Annotated in this window: 14 protein-coding genes and 2 pseudogenes; 5 read left to right on the top strand and 11 right to left on the bottom strand. The window is 32.6% G+C overall.

All coding sequences use genetic code 11. The annotated features are described in order from the left end of the window. Positions 1 to 16: 16 nt before the first annotated feature. Positions 17 to 895 (top strand): 3'-5' exonuclease, encoded by an 879-nt coding sequence (locus MKY00_RS28125; protein WP_048548422.1) that lies wholly within the window; start codon positions 17 to 19, stop codon positions 893 to 895. Positions 896 to 1,173: 278 nt separating this feature from the next. On the opposite strand, the pseudogene MKY00_RS28130 reads toward MKY00_RS28125, so the two are convergent. From MKY00_RS28130 to MKY00_RS28145, 4 genes and pseudogenes are all read right to left on the bottom strand, one after another. Continuing rightward, positions 1,174 to 4,455: pseudogene (locus MKY00_RS28130) on the bottom strand (VaFE repeat-containing surface-anchored protein). A 421-nt stretch (positions 4,456 to 4,876) separates the two neighbouring features. Continuing rightward, the gene (locus MKY00_RS28135; RefSeq protein ID WP_033693723.1) at positions 4,877 to 5,812 is read right to left on the bottom strand and encodes a DUF7018 domain-containing (lipo)protein; all 936 of its coding nucleotides are present in this window, start codon (positions 5,810 to 5,812) and stop codon (positions 4,877 to 4,879) included. 181 nt (positions 5,813 to 5,993) lie between these two features. Further along, a complete protein-coding gene (locus tag MKY00_RS28140; RefSeq protein WP_033693721.1) occupies positions 5,994 to 6,470 on the bottom strand; it encodes a metal-dependent hydrolase in 477 nt (158 codons plus the stop codon). A 33-nt stretch (positions 6,471 to 6,503) separates the two neighbouring features. Beyond that, complete coding sequence (locus tag MKY00_RS28145) at positions 6,504 to 6,893, bottom strand: hypothetical protein (protein ID WP_033693719.1); 390 nt, start codon at positions 6,891 to 6,893, stop codon at positions 6,504 to 6,506. A gap of 811 nt (positions 6,894 to 7,704) precedes the next feature. Between MKY00_RS28145 and MKY00_RS28150 the strand changes: the two genes are divergently transcribed. The 3 genes from MKY00_RS28150 (at position 7,705) to MKY00_RS28160 (ending at position 9,824) form a co-directional block, all read left to right on the top strand. Continuing rightward, complete coding sequence (locus MKY00_RS28150) at positions 7,705 to 8,799, top strand: Rap family tetratricopeptide repeat protein (RefSeq protein WP_033693717.1); 1,095 nt, start codon at positions 7,705 to 7,707, stop codon at positions 8,797 to 8,799. Beyond that, a complete protein-coding gene (locus MKY00_RS28155) occupies positions 8,799 to 8,972 on the top strand; it encodes a hypothetical protein (RefSeq protein ID WP_000755959.1) in 174 nt (57 codons plus the stop codon). Before MKY00_RS28150 ends, MKY00_RS28155 begins: the two co-directional genes overlap by 1 nt. 219 nt (positions 8,973 to 9,191) lie before the next feature. Beyond that, complete coding sequence (locus MKY00_RS28160) at positions 9,192 to 9,824, top strand: hypothetical protein (protein ID WP_000958314.1); 633 nt, start codon at positions 9,192 to 9,194, stop codon at positions 9,822 to 9,824. Positions 9,825 to 9,928: 104 nt separating this feature from the next. Here MKY00_RS28160 and MKY00_RS28165 read toward each other — a convergent pair whose 3' ends face one another. From MKY00_RS28165 to MKY00_RS28185, 5 genes and pseudogenes are all read right to left on the bottom strand, one after another. Continuing rightward, positions 9,929 to 10,507, bottom strand: coding sequence for a hypothetical protein (locus MKY00_RS28165; protein WP_155005265.1), 579 nt, complete (start codon positions 10,505 to 10,507; stop codon positions 9,929 to 9,931). 114 nt (positions 10,508 to 10,621) lie between these two features. Further along, positions 10,622 to 11,982 (bottom strand): IS3-like element ISBce15 family transposase gene (locus MKY00_RS28170; protein WP_085962607.1). Its coding sequence is split into 2 segments (ribosomal slippage): positions 10,622 to 11,526 and positions 11,526 to 11,982, totalling 1,362 coding nucleotides; the frame shifts between segments, so codons are not numbered across the junction. Positions 11,983 to 12,087: 105 nt separating this feature from the next. Further along, the gene (locus tag MKY00_RS28175; RefSeq protein WP_000062333.1) at positions 12,088 to 12,564 is read right to left on the bottom strand and encodes a DUF5680 domain-containing protein; all 477 of its coding nucleotides are present in this window, start codon (positions 12,562 to 12,564) and stop codon (positions 12,088 to 12,090) included. Positions 12,565 to 12,634: 70 nt separating this feature from the next. Next, positions 12,635 to 13,423, bottom strand: a pseudogene (locus tag MKY00_RS28180) (IS1595-like element ISBsp8 family transposase); the annotation flags it as partial. 110 nt (positions 13,424 to 13,533) lie between these two features. After that, positions 13,534 to 14,352, bottom strand: a complete 819-nt coding sequence (locus MKY00_RS28185; protein WP_001228679.1) for a hypothetical protein — start codon at positions 14,350 to 14,352, stop codon at positions 13,534 to 13,536. An 813-nt stretch (positions 14,353 to 15,165) separates the two neighbouring features. On the opposite strand from MKY00_RS28185, the gene MKY00_RS28190 reads away from it, so the two are divergent. Beyond that, complete coding sequence (locus MKY00_RS28190; RefSeq protein WP_000609759.1) at positions 15,166 to 15,696, top strand: SMI1/KNR4 family protein; 531 nt, start codon at positions 15,166 to 15,168, stop codon at positions 15,694 to 15,696. A 207-nt stretch (positions 15,697 to 15,903) separates the two neighbouring features. Here the strand turns inward: MKY00_RS28190 and MKY00_RS28195 are convergent, their stop codons facing one another. Next, the gene (locus MKY00_RS28195; protein WP_000648287.1) at positions 15,904 to 16,182 is read right to left on the bottom strand and encodes an AbrB/MazE/SpoVT family DNA-binding domain-containing protein; all 279 of its coding nucleotides are present in this window, start codon (positions 16,180 to 16,182) and stop codon (positions 15,904 to 15,906) included. Between the two features lie 53 nt (positions 16,183 to 16,235). Then, positions 16,236 to 17,594: a VWA domain-containing protein gene (locus MKY00_RS28200; protein ID WP_000520403.1), complete on the bottom strand. Its 1,359-nt coding sequence runs from the start codon at positions 17,592 to 17,594 to the stop codon at positions 16,236 to 16,238. Positions 17,595 to 17,605: the final 11 nt, after the last annotated feature.

Genomic DNA, 17,605 nt, shown 5'->3' on the forward strand with positions numbered 1-17,605 from the left:
ATTGGGGTGAAGATAAATGATAAGTTATAAAAATTGGAGCGAGGTTCCCATAGAACTTGCAAGCAAAACTAAACTCAGCAAAGAAGGTTTAAAGCCTTTAGAAGCTCCTGTAGCTAAGGTATTCCAGAGAGTAAATAATAGGTATATAGAGCTATATGAACGCTCAAAATCAGAAAAAAAACGGCAATTATCTGATAAGCAAAAACTAGCACTATCAAATGGTAGAAAATTAGGTATAGAGCAACGGACTTGTAAACAGTGTGGCTATATTGTTCAAAGTAAAGTCAAACTACGTTTAAGTCTCTGCTCTAGCTGCTACGAACACCAAGAAATTATGAATCAATTAAAAGAAACAAAATTAAAAATCAAAACATTTATTAACAAAATGTTTATAAACAAAATGTTTATAAACAAAGATCAGTTTGTTATTTTAGATACCGAAACAACTGGACTTACTCTAAGAGATCAAATTATCGAGATAAGTGTAATTGATTTAGCAGGAAAAATCCTATTAAACTCTTTAGTTAAGCCAACTATAAATATTCCAGCTGAAGCAGCCTCCATTCATGGTATTACAAATGAAATGGTACACGATGCACCATCATGGATAGAAATATATAAAGAATTATGTGAAGTTACTGCAGGAAAAACTCTGCTTATTTATAACGCTGAATTTGATTTAGGTATGATAGAAAGTACTTGTATTGCTAACAGTGTAGAATTTAAGAACTTTAAATCCACATGTATTATGAAAATATACGCCGATTATGTAGATTCAAAAAGATGGATTTCATTAAGTGATGCAACAGAATTAACCATTAAACACCGGGCAGCTGCTGACTGTTTTGCTGTCCTGGAATTATTACAACAACTCAAAAATAGTCAAATAGATTAAAATACTGTAAATAAGACTAAAATTGTTGGTTTGGAATAAAGTTTGATCAGAAATATCCCCCAAACCCGTATTTTAAGTTAAACGATAAGAACCCGTTTTGAAAAAAAGATTGATCAAAACGGGTTAAGCCTTTGTGAAATACTATGCAATTTTTATAATAAAGTTTGATCATTTACTACCGTTGATCTTAAACAATCGCGACTGTATTTCAAATCTACAAAAATACTAACATAAAAATAAGCACATCCTATAAAACAGATGTGCTTATTTTTTAATTTTTATGCGTTTTTACGTTTTAAGAAAATAACTCCACCAACAATTAACAGTAATGCACCCGCAGCCATAGAGATCCAACTTGTAAGGTCCGCACCTGTTTGCGGTAACCATCCAATTTTAGACTGAACTTCTTTCTTAGGTTGTGGTTGTTCTTTTACTTGCTCTTTTGGTTGTTCTGAAGTTGGAGTATTTTTATCTTGATGCGGCTGTTCTGGTTTTGGTTGCTCCGGTTTCACTTCTTTAAATTTCACCGTTTGCCCCTTATCTTCGATGTCAACGTGAATAGCTACCAAGACATTATCTTGATACAATTCTTCAAACACTACCACTTCTTTACCTTGTAATGCAGAAGCATTGAATGTGAAATCGAGTATGATAGAACCATTTTTCTCTTTTGCAGTAAACTTAGATTCTACTGTTACTTCTTTACCATCAACTAATAATGGTTTTTTTGTTGCTTTATCCATTAGTTTGCCTTTTACTACGTATTCTTTACCCACGATTAAGTCTTTGTATTCCACTTTATCTTGGATAGTTACTGTTTTAGAAGCGTCTAACTCTTTAGAACCATCAGCTTTATTTGTAGCTGTCGTTTTAATTGAAGGCTCTACAAATCGAACTGTTTGACCTACATCGTTAATATCAGCATGAGTTGCAATTACTTGACCTTCATGCAATAAGTCTTCAAACACGACTACTTCTCTTCCTTGCTGTTCAGCACCAACAAAAGTAAAGTCTAATGTTACAAAACCGTTCTTTTCTTTTGCAATAAACTTAGTCTCAGCTGTTACTTCTTTACCATCAATTAATAATGGTTCGTTAATAGCTTTGTTCATTAATTTTCCTTTTACAGTGTACTCTTTACCAACAACTAAGTTATTGTACTCCACTTTATCCTGGATTGTGATAGAATCCTTTGAATGAATCTCTTTTCCACCATCAGCTTTGTTTGTAGCAGTTGTTTTTACTGATGGCTTAACGAACTTAACTGTTTGACCTTTATCATTGATATCAGCATGTGTAGTAACAACTTTTCCGTCTTTCAGTAACTCTTCGAATACTACTACTTCTTTTTCTTCTAAACCAGTTGCATCAAAAGTGAAATCTAATGTGATAGATCCGTTTGCTTCTTTTGGTGTAAACTTCGTTTCAGCTGTTACTTCTTTACCATTTACAACGAATGGTTTATTAGTCTTTTTATCCATTAATTTACCTTTTAAAGTGTACTCTTTACCCACTTGTAGGTCTTTGTATTCCACTTTATCTTGGATTGTTACAGACTTAGAAGTGTGCATTTCTTTTGTACCATCTTTTTTTGTCAGTTGCTGTTGTTTTAATTGAAGGAATCTTCTCATCTTTGACGATATGTTTAATTATTTGACCATTCTCTTTGATTTCAAAAGAAAACGTCTCTTCATTTAAGATATAACCGTTTGGTGCAATAGTTTCTTTATATGTGTATTTTCCAAATGGTAGCTTTTCAAATTTAGCGATACCTTTATCATCTGTTTTACCTTTTACTACTTCTTTTCCTGCTTCGTTATAAATCGTAAATTCTGCATTTGGAAGCTTATTGTTTCCATCCGCAACATCTACCTTTGTAATTTCCAGATCACCTTTGATTAGATGATTAACTGCTAATAGCTCAATAATTTTTCCATGTTCCTTTATTTCGAACACAATTGGTTCTGTAACAAGAACGTAACCGTTTGGTGAAGTTTTTTCTACAAATGAATACTTACCATACGCTAGATCTTTAACGTTAATCTCACCGTTTTTATCTGTCTTATATTCACCAATTACTTTTCCACTTGCATCTTTTAACTCGAATACTGCACCTTCTAACTTTTTACTAATATCTTCGGTATCAACTTTTAATAGTTTTACACTACCTTTTACTTCGGTATTTTCCACTGTAAAAGTAAGTGTTTTATTGTGCTCTTTAATTTCAAAAGGATACTTTGTTTTATTTCCGATATATCCATTAGGTGTTTTTGTCTCTAAGAAATAATACTTACCAAATGTAAGGCCTTCAACCTTTGCAATTCCATTTTCATTTGTTACTGCCTTTTTCACTTCTTTTCCATCTTCAGTAAAAACAGTGAATTCAACATTAGATAGCACTTTACCTGAATCACTAAGTTTTTTTATTTCAATGTTTCCCTTTGCCTTGTTGTTTACTATTTGAACAGCCCCAGTTTCTCCTGTCTTAACCTCAATAGTTTGTGGTTTATCACCTAAAACATAGCCTGTTGGCGCTTTTATTTCTTTTACAGTATACGTACCAATTGGTAGGTTATTTAATTCTGCAGTACCATCAGCGCCAGTCGTAATTTTTCCAACTGATTCATTATCGCATTAAAAACCTCGAATACCGCACCAGCTAATACTTCTCCACTTTCTCCGACTTTTTTAATTTTTAAGGAACCAGCTGCTTCCCAATTTACTGCAAGGTCACTACTAAGCTTTTCTTCATTTCTTTCTAGTAATACTGTAGCATTCTGAACAGTATCCGTACCGCGATAAGCAATTGCTTGAACTTTTGTTAAGTTTGCAGCAACACTTAAATTAAATTCACCTGTTTTTGTATTTTTAGGAATTTGGATACGGAATTTCTCTCCAACTGAAAGTTGATCTTTCACTTCACCATTTTCACTAACAATTTTTACTCCATTAGGTGCATTTTTCGCTACTACTTTATAAGAACCACTCTTAGCATTTGTTTGTACTGTATATAGATTCGTTTCGAAGAACTCACCTTTTAATTCTGCTTTTTGCTTTTCAGCTGGGATAACATTCATATAGATATCTTGTGTATCGCCGCTATTGTTAGCAGCATTGATAATTGCCTTAGCTGCTTTTTCAACATTTTTATTTTCATGTTTCAGTTCATTTACATCAAGTTGACCTAATGCATTCCAAACTGCAAGCTGAGTTGCGTAATGCGCTTCATTCTGATTAGCTACTCCTAACTGCTGAACACTTTTTTGCGGGAAACCGTTTAATAGGACCCTATATACTACATTATCTGTTTTCCCCATTTCAGGAAGATCTTCACCATTTGGTGATTTTAGTCCAAGAGTTAAGCAATAAGCAATTTGACCGCTTGAATTTTTAATCATTTCAGTTCGAATGTACTTGCCTAAACTATTACTATAACTCCAGTTCATTGAATATTTCTCGTGCGTCATTACCTCTGCACTAACCCTTGGTAAAAAAACATTTAGGAATAGCGCAAGTACAGAAAGTACTGCTAGAACTCTTACAACAACTCTTTTCCCCAATCTAAAAACCTCCCAAACAATATTTGTTTTGCATGATTATTTAAATATTAAAAATAATCACAATAAACCTAAGAACTATTATAAGACAAAAAATTACAAACATTAAATCATTTTTCCAAATTTTTTTATTTTTTACAATTATTACAAATCATTTTCATATTCACACATTTTGATTTTGTAATTTAACCACTAAATTTTTAAATCTATTGAATTTCTCTCCGATACATATTAGTTATATTGTTGATTGGAAATAAACTTTATTTTAAATCAACACCTCTTTCATCTTTTTCCTCATTACCTGTAACAAAAGTATTAATTTATAAGAATATCGAAATGAAAAATAAGCACAAAAAAGATTCCTTTTATACAAAGGAATCTAGTGGTTCAGCTTTTTTATAAACAGTTCGACTTTATTCCAATTTTACTTCTGTCTCTCTACTTCTAATTTTTTACCTTTACTATCTACCATTCTTAAAGAACCTGCTCTCAAGAACTCGACAGTATAATCTACTACCGCATTCATTTGTCTAGCATCTATCTTCTTACCGTCTTTAACAAATTCAGTAGGAATCAACGTTACTTTATTACTGTCTTTATTGTATAACCATGTTCCTGTCATATGGTTGTCTTCATAAGAAGAGTTACCAGTGTCATCATAAGCCGTGAATGACTTATCTTGTCTAAAGTCTAAACCCTTACGAAACTCAGAACCTTTGTAACTACCCCAAGAACCGATTAACTCGTTACCGTCTGCGGATATTTGTACGTTACCATTATCAGAAGTAGTTGACGACTTAGAGTCGGTCTTCGTATCTACATCGAAACCTAAGGCTTTTGCTTCCTTTTCATTATGGGATTCAATAGGTTCGAATCCTTTATGCCAGTACTTGTTACCCTCATTAATCAAGTCCATTGACTTTTTAGACTTTTCTCTATCTTCGTCTGTTACTTTTCCTTTCCCCTTCAAAATTTCTACTTGAAGTGCATAGGCTTCACTATAACAGTCTACTGCTTTTAAAATCTCTTTATGAGCGTCTTCAAACTCTTTTGGTGGGTCTATCTTCTTAAACTTAGCGATAATCTTTTGCAACTCAGACTCTTCTTTTAGAATTTCTTTCTTTAAGTCAGTTTCCTTTTTAGTTTTATCCATAGCTATCTCAGTTATTACTGTAATTTTCTGCACTAACTCAGAGGATAAACCAGTCATTCGAGTTGGATACTTCTCTTTTGACAGCTTTTCTTTCGTTTCTGATTTAGATTCTACTTTTTCTTTTGGCTTTGCGTCTGTTTTATCGGTACCACAACCTGCCAATAGCATGAACGGTATCGCAAACGTTACTAGTTTCTTTGCTTTCACTATGCCCCATCCCCTTAGAAAAAATTGCATTTAATTAACATATTGTACCATATCATAATTTGTATAAATAAGATAGAAAGTTTACCCATAATTAATTAAAATGTAGACTCTACATAAAAAAGCACTTGAACATTAAATAGCTGTTCGAGTGCCTTATTTCTACTCTATTTTTCATGTGAATTTAAAAAGAGCCTCCAATTAAAGTTATATCAATTACAATAAGTGAAAAGAAAAATATATATTCAATCATACTTCCTGTTCTTGTATATATCGGAAATCTTATTTTCATTTTCAAAGGGTAAAGCAATTGAATCCCACTTGGTGTAAGGGCATCTAACACTAGATGACTTAATACCCCAATAAACATTCCTATATATATTATGGGGTACTGGGGAACTAGGTACTTAAGAAGTGCCGTTATACCAAACAAAAAGATTAGACTGTGTGTTATTGTACGATGACCAAAAGTTTTATTGACCCCCCAAGATAATAAAGGTATTTTTCTTCCTAAAGTAGATCCTTGATGACAAATATCTGGTATTAATGCTCCAATTATTGATGTGGCCGTTAATAAATATGGGTCATCCCCAATTCCCGCATAATTATGTGCAATTAAAGCGAAAGCTGCTCCTGCTGCTACATGAGTTGGGCCTCTCAATTGTATCCTCCTTTCTAGTATTCAAGTCTTATCTTAACAGTTGGCGAAAACATAATATCCTTTCACCCAGCGCTCTTTTAACCATCTCAGTTTATATTCCATGCTTGGTGTATAAGCTGCTGCAGAATCCATTAAGTTATACCTATCTAAAATTTCCAAACATCTATTAGGGTTCGTTAAAGTATTTAGAAATTCCAAGTCCTCGCTTTCGAGAGAATTCCATACAATGCCTTTAAAATTAATTGGCAGCAGTTCTAAAACCATATCTCTATCCAAACCTGATGTTTCCAGGAAATTTTGAAGATGAGAGAGGGATAAGTAACTCCAATTGGTACTTTGGTATTCTTCCCCTAAAAAAGTAAAACGATCTAAACCATTACAATTTAATTCATAACTTTTTATTGCTTCTATTCCCCATTTCATCTTTTTCCCCCACAATTATTATTCTCAGAATTGACTACTAAGTATGTTCACAAATTTCTACCAGTTACTTTTAAATAACATAATGGACTTCACTATTCCTTCTTTTCACATAATGAATATATAGATAACATGAACAAACCATATTTATTATCATTGTAGAAAAACTAAAAAACACATTAATTCCTAAAACATCACAGAATAATAAAGCAACCATGCTTAAAACATAAAAAAATAATAATCTATCAAAAATAGACAAATGTCATTTCTCCCTTTTCTTAAGATTAGTATTATGCAAATGTTGCTTTTTGTAATTTCTCCTTACTCTTTCACAAAACAGAATTCCTAGATTAAAAATTATTGCTATAACTATCATAAGAATCGCATACAAAACTAAATTCACTTTTCTACAGATCCCCCCTTTAATTATAAATATAAAAACAACTCTTTATCTAACAGGTTACTATCGGTAACTTGTCCTTCACTTTAAATATATACAAATAATTCTACGAAACTAAGTAACCGTAAAACAATATTAACCTACTCTCAATTCTTAAAAAGAACCACGCATAAGTTTCAAAGTTAGATTACATTTAATTATCTCGCTCTTTATTCTGCTTAGTAGCCCAATTATCTTTATAAAAAAATTTCCAAGTTCATTTATGGATATTGCAATCTGGGAAACTCGAAAATATTAATTTTTTCTGTAGAAGTCAATAGAATATTGTTGAGAAATATTTTTCTAGATACCTAAATATTAACAAATTTGATACAATAATGAGAAATCGCACAATATATAATAGGAGGGGTTTATATGGGAGCTGCAACAGTAACATTAAGTGAAATTACAGAGCTTTTAAGTAACTGGCATGACTCTATTCGTGAACTAGATCATGAAAAATCAACTAATTTATTTGGAGAAATAAAAAATAAGATTGATAAAATTGAAGAAAATCAAAACATACTTTTATATTACTCTTTATTAGAGTTTAGACATAATATGTTAAACAAAGATTATGAAGGCTCTAAAAAATCGCTTGAAAAAATTGAAGATTTTAATAAACCTAGTGAAGAACTTTTAAATTATTATTACAACTTCTTTAAGGCAATTCATAACACAGAAATTGGAGAATATAAAAAAGCTGGTGAGTATTTCGATAAGGCAAAACAATTAATCGCAAATATCCCTGATGAGATTGAGAAAGCTGAATTCTATTATAAAGTAGCTGCTTTTTACTATCAGGTAAGACAACCATTGGAAGCAGTGAAATATGCAAACCGTGCTTTAAAATTCTTCGAACCTGAAACAGGATATGAACTTAATATAGCAGCTTGTAATAATATCCTTGGATTAACATGCACATCACTTAAACAATATGAATATGCGGAAGAATATTTTATTAAGGCTTTAGATATCGTTACAAAAAAACACAACACCATGTTAGGGCTTAAAATTAGACATAACTTAGGTTTTCTATATGCTGAGCAAGATCTTTCAGAAGCAGCTATACGAAACCTAACAACAGCTATCGATACTCCAGAAAAGAGTTATAAAGCAATTTTCCTTATTGCAAGAGAAAACTACAAACTCGGAAATACAGAAGAGTCATTAAAATTTATTGAAACTGGGTTAGAAGCATGCAATCGTATCAATAACACGGAATATAAACACCACTTCTCAATATTAAGCGCACTAAACTCGAAAGAATCTACAGAAAAGTCCGAAAATACAATTGCAGAAGGAATTGAGTACTTTGAACAAGAAGGTTTATTAGGGTTCGTTCATGACTACTCGAAACAATTGGCTTTAAAATTTTACTCAGCTAACCAGCAAGATAAAGCAAACCAATATTTCTTTAAGTCACACGAAGCCGAAGAAAAACTACGTAAAAAGGAGGCACTAAAATAATGAAGAAAGTAATTCAAGTTTTAGGTATCACTCTAGGATTAGTAGCCGTTTTCGGATTTAGCTTCACTTCAAACAACATTACTCAAAATGCTGAGCATGGAGAAACATTTGCACCAAAAGTACAGGATAGCTCTATCCATTACGTAATGAGGGAACATGGAGAAACATTTTAATACTTAAAAGGAGCCATACCATCATATATGGCTCTTTTTTTATTACATTAAGTTGGACTCATGTGTCCTTAAGTTTATATATTCAGCTGAATCCGTCAGACTTTTGCTAGCAGTTGATCTCCCGCCTACCTTCTTTGCCTCGCCCAATTTTATACTGGGAGTTTCATTAATCAAAAATCGCAGGATTAACTATTATGTAGAAAGGGTGTAATTTATTCTATGTTGACTACACTTCCAATCATAATGACTACTAATGGTCAAAAATTAAAATGTTCATTTACTAGTATTAGTGAACGATGTGAGTTTCAGTATATTTCCTTCGACATGCAATTTCACGACCTTGTTAATAACTCAAGGGTCGGAACTGCTTCATGTCGTATTCAAAAAGATCAATCAGCAAACAAAATTGAAATTACTATTACCAGTTTAGATGCAAATCATATTGGAAATGGGGTTGGAACTGCTATGGTATATTCCATATACAGATGGGCATATTTTAGCTATCCTGGTTATGGACTCCTCTTCAATGGAATGATTAGCATGGCCTTTGATGAAGAATATTTAATAGGTTTTTACACAAAAGTTGGGTTTAACGTAAAAAATGGTTTCTTTAATCTAAAAGTAGAAAGTAATGAATTTCATGAGTTCTGTACAAACACTGAAAATAAAATATCTGAAATGTATTTCACATTTCTAAGTAAACAAAATGAAAGCTATAACAATGAAATAGATACTTATCTAGGTATCCTGTCCGATATTGAAAATAAATATAATTCAATGTCATTAATTACATTTATTAAACAACGTTATTTTAGACGTAAACAGTCCTATAACGAAAATACCCTCATGTAGTTTTAAAATAGAGTTTGATAGAATTATTACAAGTAACCTTCAAAAAAAAGAATAGAGGAGAAGTTTTGAAAAAGTATAATCAAAACTTCCCCTCTATTCTTATGTTATCTTACTTCTTTTTCTACACCATGATTGTATAGATGGATGGTATCCGCAGTAAAATTCTGAACGACTGTTGCAAGTTCTTGTAATTTCTCCTGCGTTACCCCATTAATATACCAAACAAAATTACTATTGGATTCTGAATCAGTTGGAATGGTACCAATGGTTATTTTATATTCTGTAGTTTCTGTTACTGTTTCTTCATATGATTTCTTTACCTCATGCTGATATTTTTCAAGTCGAATAAACATATCTCGCCAGAATAAATCAGCAATTTCCACTTGATGATACCAGACTTTACGAATATAATCCGGAATACTTCTTGTGTTTTCTAACAAGTACCCCTCTGCCTTTGTGGGGTGATGGATCATTGCATGAATCGCGTCCGCAATATAATGCGCTGTTGGATGCTTACGAACCAAGATACGACGTGTTTCCTGACGCACTTGTAAAAGAACGTCGTAATAAAAATACATCATGTCACGAGTCGTAGCAGCAAGCTCCCCCTTTTGAAATGGAACTATAGTACCGTTTTGAAATGTAAGTGATGCATCACCAAGATTCCATGTATATGTTTGCAAATTATAATCCCCTTTCGTTTCTTTATTTATAGGCTCTGTTAAAGTAAATTATTGATAAACGATATCTAAAAACCACCCAAGCTATGAACTGGACCCGAAAAGTTAGACATATATTTAAGCAGCTAATAAGGATTGAATTCTGTATTTTACAGGAGGCAATCCTTTTAATTTTGCCTTAATCCTTTTATTATTGTAATAATAAATATAATTCTCTAGTTCTTCCCTAAAGTGTTCCATACTTTCAAAATCTTTAAGATAAAGTAATTCAGATTTTAATAAGCCAAAGAAATTTTCAATGACTGCATTATCTAAGCAATTTCCCTTACGGGACATACTTTGAGTTATATTATTTTCTCTTAAAATATATTGATATCTATCCATTTGATAGTGCCAACCTTGATCTGAATGAAGGATAGGAGTATCTTCTTTATCCAAGCATTTTAAAGCCTTATCTAACATCCTTTCGACTAGAAGGAATGTAGGGCGTTTCTCAATATTATAGGAAATAATCTCACCATTAAACAAGTCTAGAATAGGAGATAGGTAGAGTTTTTCACCAAACAAATGAACTTCAGTAACATCTGTAACCCACTTTTCATTAGGCTTAGAGGCCTTGAAATCACGCTTCAAGACATTTGGCGCTACCTTCCCAACCTTCCCACGATAAGAGCGGTATTTAGTGATTCTTACCAACGATTTTAACCCTAATTGATTCATTAAGCGAAGGACGGTTTTGTGGTTAATGGTATAGCCCTGATTACGTAATTCAAGTGTGATACGCCTATAGCCATATCGCCCTTGGTGTTCCTGAAAAATCTGCTTAATACTTTCTTTAACCTCGTTATATTTATCTTCACGACTCATTTGTTTCACCCAGTAATAATATGTACTACGAGCCATTTCAGCCGCTTTAATCAAGTCGATAATTTTATATTCATGCCTTAACTCATATATTATGTGTGCTTTGTCTTTTTCAGAGATTGTTGTTTTTGTTGAATTAAGGCATGTAACTTTTTTAAATAAGCATTTTCCATGCGTAAGTATTCAATTTCTTTTTGTAAATCATTTTGAGAGTTAATATTTTGTTTTTTCTTAGGTGCAATAGCCTGTTTCTTCTTCACAGTGGAGTACCCCTTACTTGTTTTACGAAGAGCATCTATCCCCTGCGATTCTAGCATTGATCGCCACTTCCTAACGGTACGAGGAGATGGAACGTTGAACATAGCGGCCGCTTGTAGGGGCGAAGCTCCTGTATTGTTCATAAAATTCAATACTTCCATTTTAAACTGAATGTCATACCTTGTACATTTAGAGTTTAAGGACTCTATTCCTTGTTCTCTAGTACGTGCCACCCACTCTTTTAATAACGATGTACTGACTTGATATTTTTGGGCAGTCACTTTAAAAGAATCATTTGTATTTAAATAATGTTCAACGGCATTTCTTTTTAATTCGAATTTATATTTTCTAGACATAATAAAACCGCACCTCCAATTGTTAGTTATTTGTCTAACAAATTGGGTGCGGTTCAGCTATTAGGTGGTTTTTCTTTGGCTCTTTTTGTTGTTTCATCAGAATAATTATCGTACTATTCCTCCGTTGTATCTCAATTCATACACCTTTTCATCACCTATGAGAATGATTTCTTTACCGTGAAAACAATCAAGAGTTCCTTCATACTCATTCTTGAAAATATATGTACCTGACTCGTAGTAATTTGGACCACGATAGATAGAATTTGTATCAACTAACCTTAATGCTTGGCGAAGGAAGCTATAAATTGGACCCATGATATCCCAATCTGCGTTTGGAATGGTGACACCACCTGAATAGACCATTGACCAAATTGGACGATTCTCAAACTCTACTGTTTCTTGTCCGGTAAAAAAAGCTGAACCATAATAAATATCTCGATAAGAATAATTACCACTAGAGTATTCAAGTTGTTTTGAACCGTTTAATAAAGGCTGAACCGATGCATCATCTCCCTGGGATGCATATGTCTTTCTTTTGGCTTCTACTAGAAATTTGGCGAGCAATTCATGATTCATTGACATAATAATCCTCCATTACGATGCAATTCTGATAACTTGTAAAAAAGGTTTTTTTTACAAGTTATAAAACCATTTATATGGTTAAAGGTGAGAGACGAATTTGTTCATTCGTCATGTGTTGTTCACACAAACTCATACTCACAAACACTTCTTTTATATTCGCTGTTGTTGCGTCAAACCCCTTCATTTCAAGAAATTGAAACCATATCAAATAGTTATCAAGGTATTTTGTCGCCACACCTTTAAATCGGTCAATCCAATGACTTAAACGAGCGTGATAACCGTTCACATTTTGAATGTGATAAATACCTTTAATGACATGACCTGTTTTTGATGTATTAATACGATAATGTTCCAAGCCTTTTTCTTTTGCATACGTCATGTACGCTCTCCAAGCATCTGTACAAAGAATAGTATCCACATCTAATAAATGTCCAATGGTTTCTTCTACTTTTAATTTCACAATTCGTCCCATACAAGTTACTTTTGATACCGTTTGTTTGTTGCGGTCACGAGCTACCAATATACAAACTTGTTCACGACTAATGCCACGATATTTTGATACTCCACCACGTTTACGAGCTTTACGACCAACGATACCTTTCTTTCCCTTTTCAGAGTACAGGAAATAGGTCTCGTCCACTTCAACGATACCTTCAAACCCTTCAATCTCGATTTCTTTTAGTGCATTTAATATTTTGTGTCGCCAATAAAAGAGTGTAACCCATTTGATTCCTAATATTTGTTCGCATTTACGAAGAGAGAACCCTTCAAACATCAATTTAATGAACTCTGCCCAGAATTTTGGGTAACGTGTGCCGTGCATAGGAGTGTTAGTTAAATCATTGAATGTTTTACAGCAAGCTGTTCATAAGTCGGTTTCACTTTTTAAACCATGAGGACTTTTTCAGTGCCTCCTCTTCCTTGTGGGAAGTCGACCCTTTTTTAAAACACAACAATTGGCATATTTTATCAAGAATCTACAGTTGTGTTTAATATTTCGAATTTCCCTTGTCCATCCACGGTAAACATGACATTATTATTACGACGATCATCCATTGTTTCCCCTATTTTATTAGGGCTGGAATAGATGGTCTTAACTGCTATGTTATAAATACCCTCTGTTAACACGTGGCTCTTTTCGAAATCATCCATAATATCTTGAGCATTTGGAATAGTTTCACTGTTTTTGTAGGTATTGTAATAGTAACTAAAATTGATAACTCCTTTATAATTGGCATGATCTCTAGATGTACTATCTTTTAACGTTTTCATTATGTTGTCAGTGTTTATTTTTTGATCACGTTTGAAATTTTCAACTAATTCCTTTTCTTGTTGTTTATCTATATTTATATGTAAATAGTAATAGAAATTTTGTTTTCCTTTGCCATATTCGGTAGGAGATTCACTTAATAAGTTATACTTTTTTATCATCTTATCGGATTGTTTCAAAACATCAGGATGCTGTTCAACATAAGCCCCTTTAAATATTTCTAGAAAAACATCATCGCTTTCATTTTCAACTACTTCATAATGGGAGTCACTGTTTACAATAAAATAAGCAACAGTGTAGTATGGTTTTTTTATTTCCACGTAAGTGTTATGATCAGAAACTCCAAGCGCACTATCAGCAGAAAGAATTTTAAAGTCCCCATTCTTTATCCCGTAGTTTTCGGACAAATAATCTCCTATTGGTTTTTCAAATAGTTTTGTGTCTGTAAAGCAACCATTTAATAGGAATAGTGGTATGCTCAGTAATAAGATAAAAACAGTTATTTTTAGTTTCCTCATTCTTCCCCCTCCTAAAACTACATTTTACCATTTTTAAAGATGAAAAAGGGACTCTCTTGTGAGAAGTCGTTCCATTGTACTTCGCTCTTCCGTTGACTTTGGGAGTAGAGGATGGTTCGTCGTGTGGGGGGCGAAACCCCACGTATTACGTATCTATCCATGTGGTAAGTGAAATTATGATTCAAATGCACTAGCGGTTTGGCTCGTATAATAGCAAATTCAAGCCAATGAACCTAAATAGTTGCTTTTGGATGTATCGGCTTGGTGCCGCCAAAACTCGAGCCGAAAAAAGTTCCGCAAGGATGTAGCAACGCGAAAAGGGTGGAGATTTTCTGTAACAAAGCGAAAGAATACAGAAGAAAAAGATAATATATTAGATTTGTTTTCTATTTAATGTATTATAAAACTATTAAATTTTAAAACTTAAAATAAGCATAACCCCGTTCTAAATTTAGGACGGGGTTAAAAATATAGTTGTTTAATTTTCGATATAAGTTACATAACTGCACTCAAAAATATAACACTAAAGTCGTTTCTGTAGTGTTTAAAGAAATGTAAGTACTTTTTCAATAAACTACATGTATTTTTAGTCAATTCCAATTAAGTAATTCAACCTAAAAGTTCTATTTTATATTTTATTTGCCGCGTAATCACCATAAAAATTACACAACTTTATTATCCCTATATAAAAATAATAATATCCAGATATAACTCAATCAAATTATACATATATTGGATAAAATATGTTAAAATACCCTTGAACATTATAAAAATACTAATTATTCAAACATCAAAAAGGGGCATATAAATAGCATGATAAATCAAGCTGAATGGTTGTGGCAACGTATTATCGAAAGAGGATCAAATTCTGAAAGTAACTTTAAAGAATCGTTAAATCTTCAGCCAGGTGCAAGTGATGAAAATTTTCAACTTATTGAGGATACACTGGGGCTTACACTCCCTGAAGAAATGAAGAGCTTTTACAGAGTGTATAACGGACAAATTTGGGAACCTAGGGTGAATCCATTTGTAAGAAATTTGACTCTGTCGCCCATTTCTGAAATTATAGCTAATTGGGAATTTTTACAGGAAGAATTCGACCCTGATGATGATTTAGAGCCAGATATTGAAAAAGAGCTTAAACCAGCTCTTTGGAATTCTAAGTGGATTCCAATTGCAGAAAATGGTGGCGGAGATTACCTTTGCATTGATACAGATCCCTCTGAAGCTGGGTTTAAAGGACAGGTTTTATACTATTACCATGACTGGGGAAAGCGTGCTATCGAGGCAAAGAATATTTTTGCATTCATCGAACTTTGTTTAAAAGAAGAGAACTATGAATAAATGTACCTAAAGTAGTGTGTGCTTTAGATACATAAGAAAGGACATTACTTATTAAATATGTAATGTCCTTTAATTTATCTAAGCCTATTCATTTTTGGTCTTGATTATTAGAAATTCACACAATCTTTTTAAATACCATTCTATCCTAGTAAACATCCATTTTTACAGATTGTACTTGCTGCAAATGAAATGTTTTGGATATTAAGCCTATTTCACCAAAAATTTTTCTAGTTCTTCAGCTAAATGTTTAGCTCCATTAGGACTTAAAGTAATTTTGCCATCTGCTAAAGTTATATTTTTTTCAGATACCTCTCCAGTGATTTGGCAAGCATTATATGGCGAGTATCTTTTTAAAATTATATTTTCATTATCAACAAAAATTTCTAACGGTGATTTAATCCCTATACCTAGTGTATCTCTCAATTCTTTAGGTATTACAACTCTTCCTAATTCATCAACCTTTCGAACAATTCCAGTTGCTTTCATAATAATATTCCCCCTAATAAATTATAAATCATTTATATACTAACACCTTTTCATTATGGTTTAGATTGCTCCAAGTGTTGTTTCATTTTCTTTTCATTTTCAGTTATAAGATTTATTAACTCTTTTTCTCTATCATTATAATAACTAGTTAATGTATCAAAACGAAGTTTAATAAGTTTTTCAAGACTGAGCTTTTTATTATTATCAATAATTTCTTTCTCACTTAAGTAAGAAATATTATTCTTTAAGTTATAATGCTCTTTATTAATTACATCATTAATCTCCATATGAGCCTTTTTAATATTCATAAATAAATCTGCCCACTGCGTATTCAGACTAAAGTATTGATCAATCTTCCAATTTTCCCATTCTTTATATAGTTTTTCATACTCTTTATTAAGAGTTTGATATAATTCGTCAGCATTACTTACTGTCGCATAATTCCCTTTTCCTGCTTCTGCTGTATTCTTTAATTGCTGTTGTTCACTATTTTTCACATCAAATCCAATAATATTTACAACTGCATGAGTACTAGATTGGTTGAGATTTTTGGCAGCATTGACTGGATCTCCCCCACAAGTCTCTTCTCCATCACTCACAATATATACTACATTTAGGTTTTCCTCACCGGTATACTCTTTAAAATCATCATTTACAGACTCAATAGCGGATGCTAACGGCGTCCACCCCTTCGGACCAAAATTAGATAACGCAGCATTAAATTGCTCCTTTTTATAAGGCTGTAATGGATACATTACCTCCGAAGATCCACAGGATAAACTTTTATCATTTTCATTATTACTTCCTTTATGTCCATAAACTCTTAACATTACATTTGCATTATCCGGAATCTTATCAAGATAGTTGTAAATGGCTTTCTTAGCTGCTTCCATTTTAACTTGACCATTAACTTTACCAGCCATACTCCCGCTTGCATCAAGTAAAATCTCCACATTCAGGGATTTTTCTTTTGGTTTTATAGAATGTACATTGTCATTATTTTGTTCTTTAATCGCTAATTCAGGGATAATTCTCTCCAGTTTACTTACAGCTTCTTTATAACTTTGCGCTTGTAAATTTAGTAATTGTACATATATTTGTTCTGCACTTAAATCCTTTGGTAATTTTATCAATTCTTGATTAAGTTCATTCATTTCGTCTGATGAGAGTGCCCTTTCCTTTGCATATTTACCTGGACCTTCTTGTGTCATTAACGGGGCATTTGTAGCAAATAACGATTCATATGTCTTGATATCTTCTTTTTCAAGTTCTTTTTTGCTGCTTTCCTTTTCAACTACTTCACTTTTTGGCTCATTAGATTTAGAAGACGTAGTATCTAATTTTGAACACGCAGTAATAAATACACAGACCCCCAGTGTTATTCCAATCACATTAAATAATGATTTCCCCACTTTAAAACCTC

Source organism: Bacillus sp. FSL R9-9834, from assembly GCF_038006905.1.
In the GTDB taxonomy this organism is placed as follows: domain Bacteria; phylum Bacillota; class Bacilli; order Bacillales; family Bacillaceae_G; genus Bacillus_A; species Bacillus_A pacificus.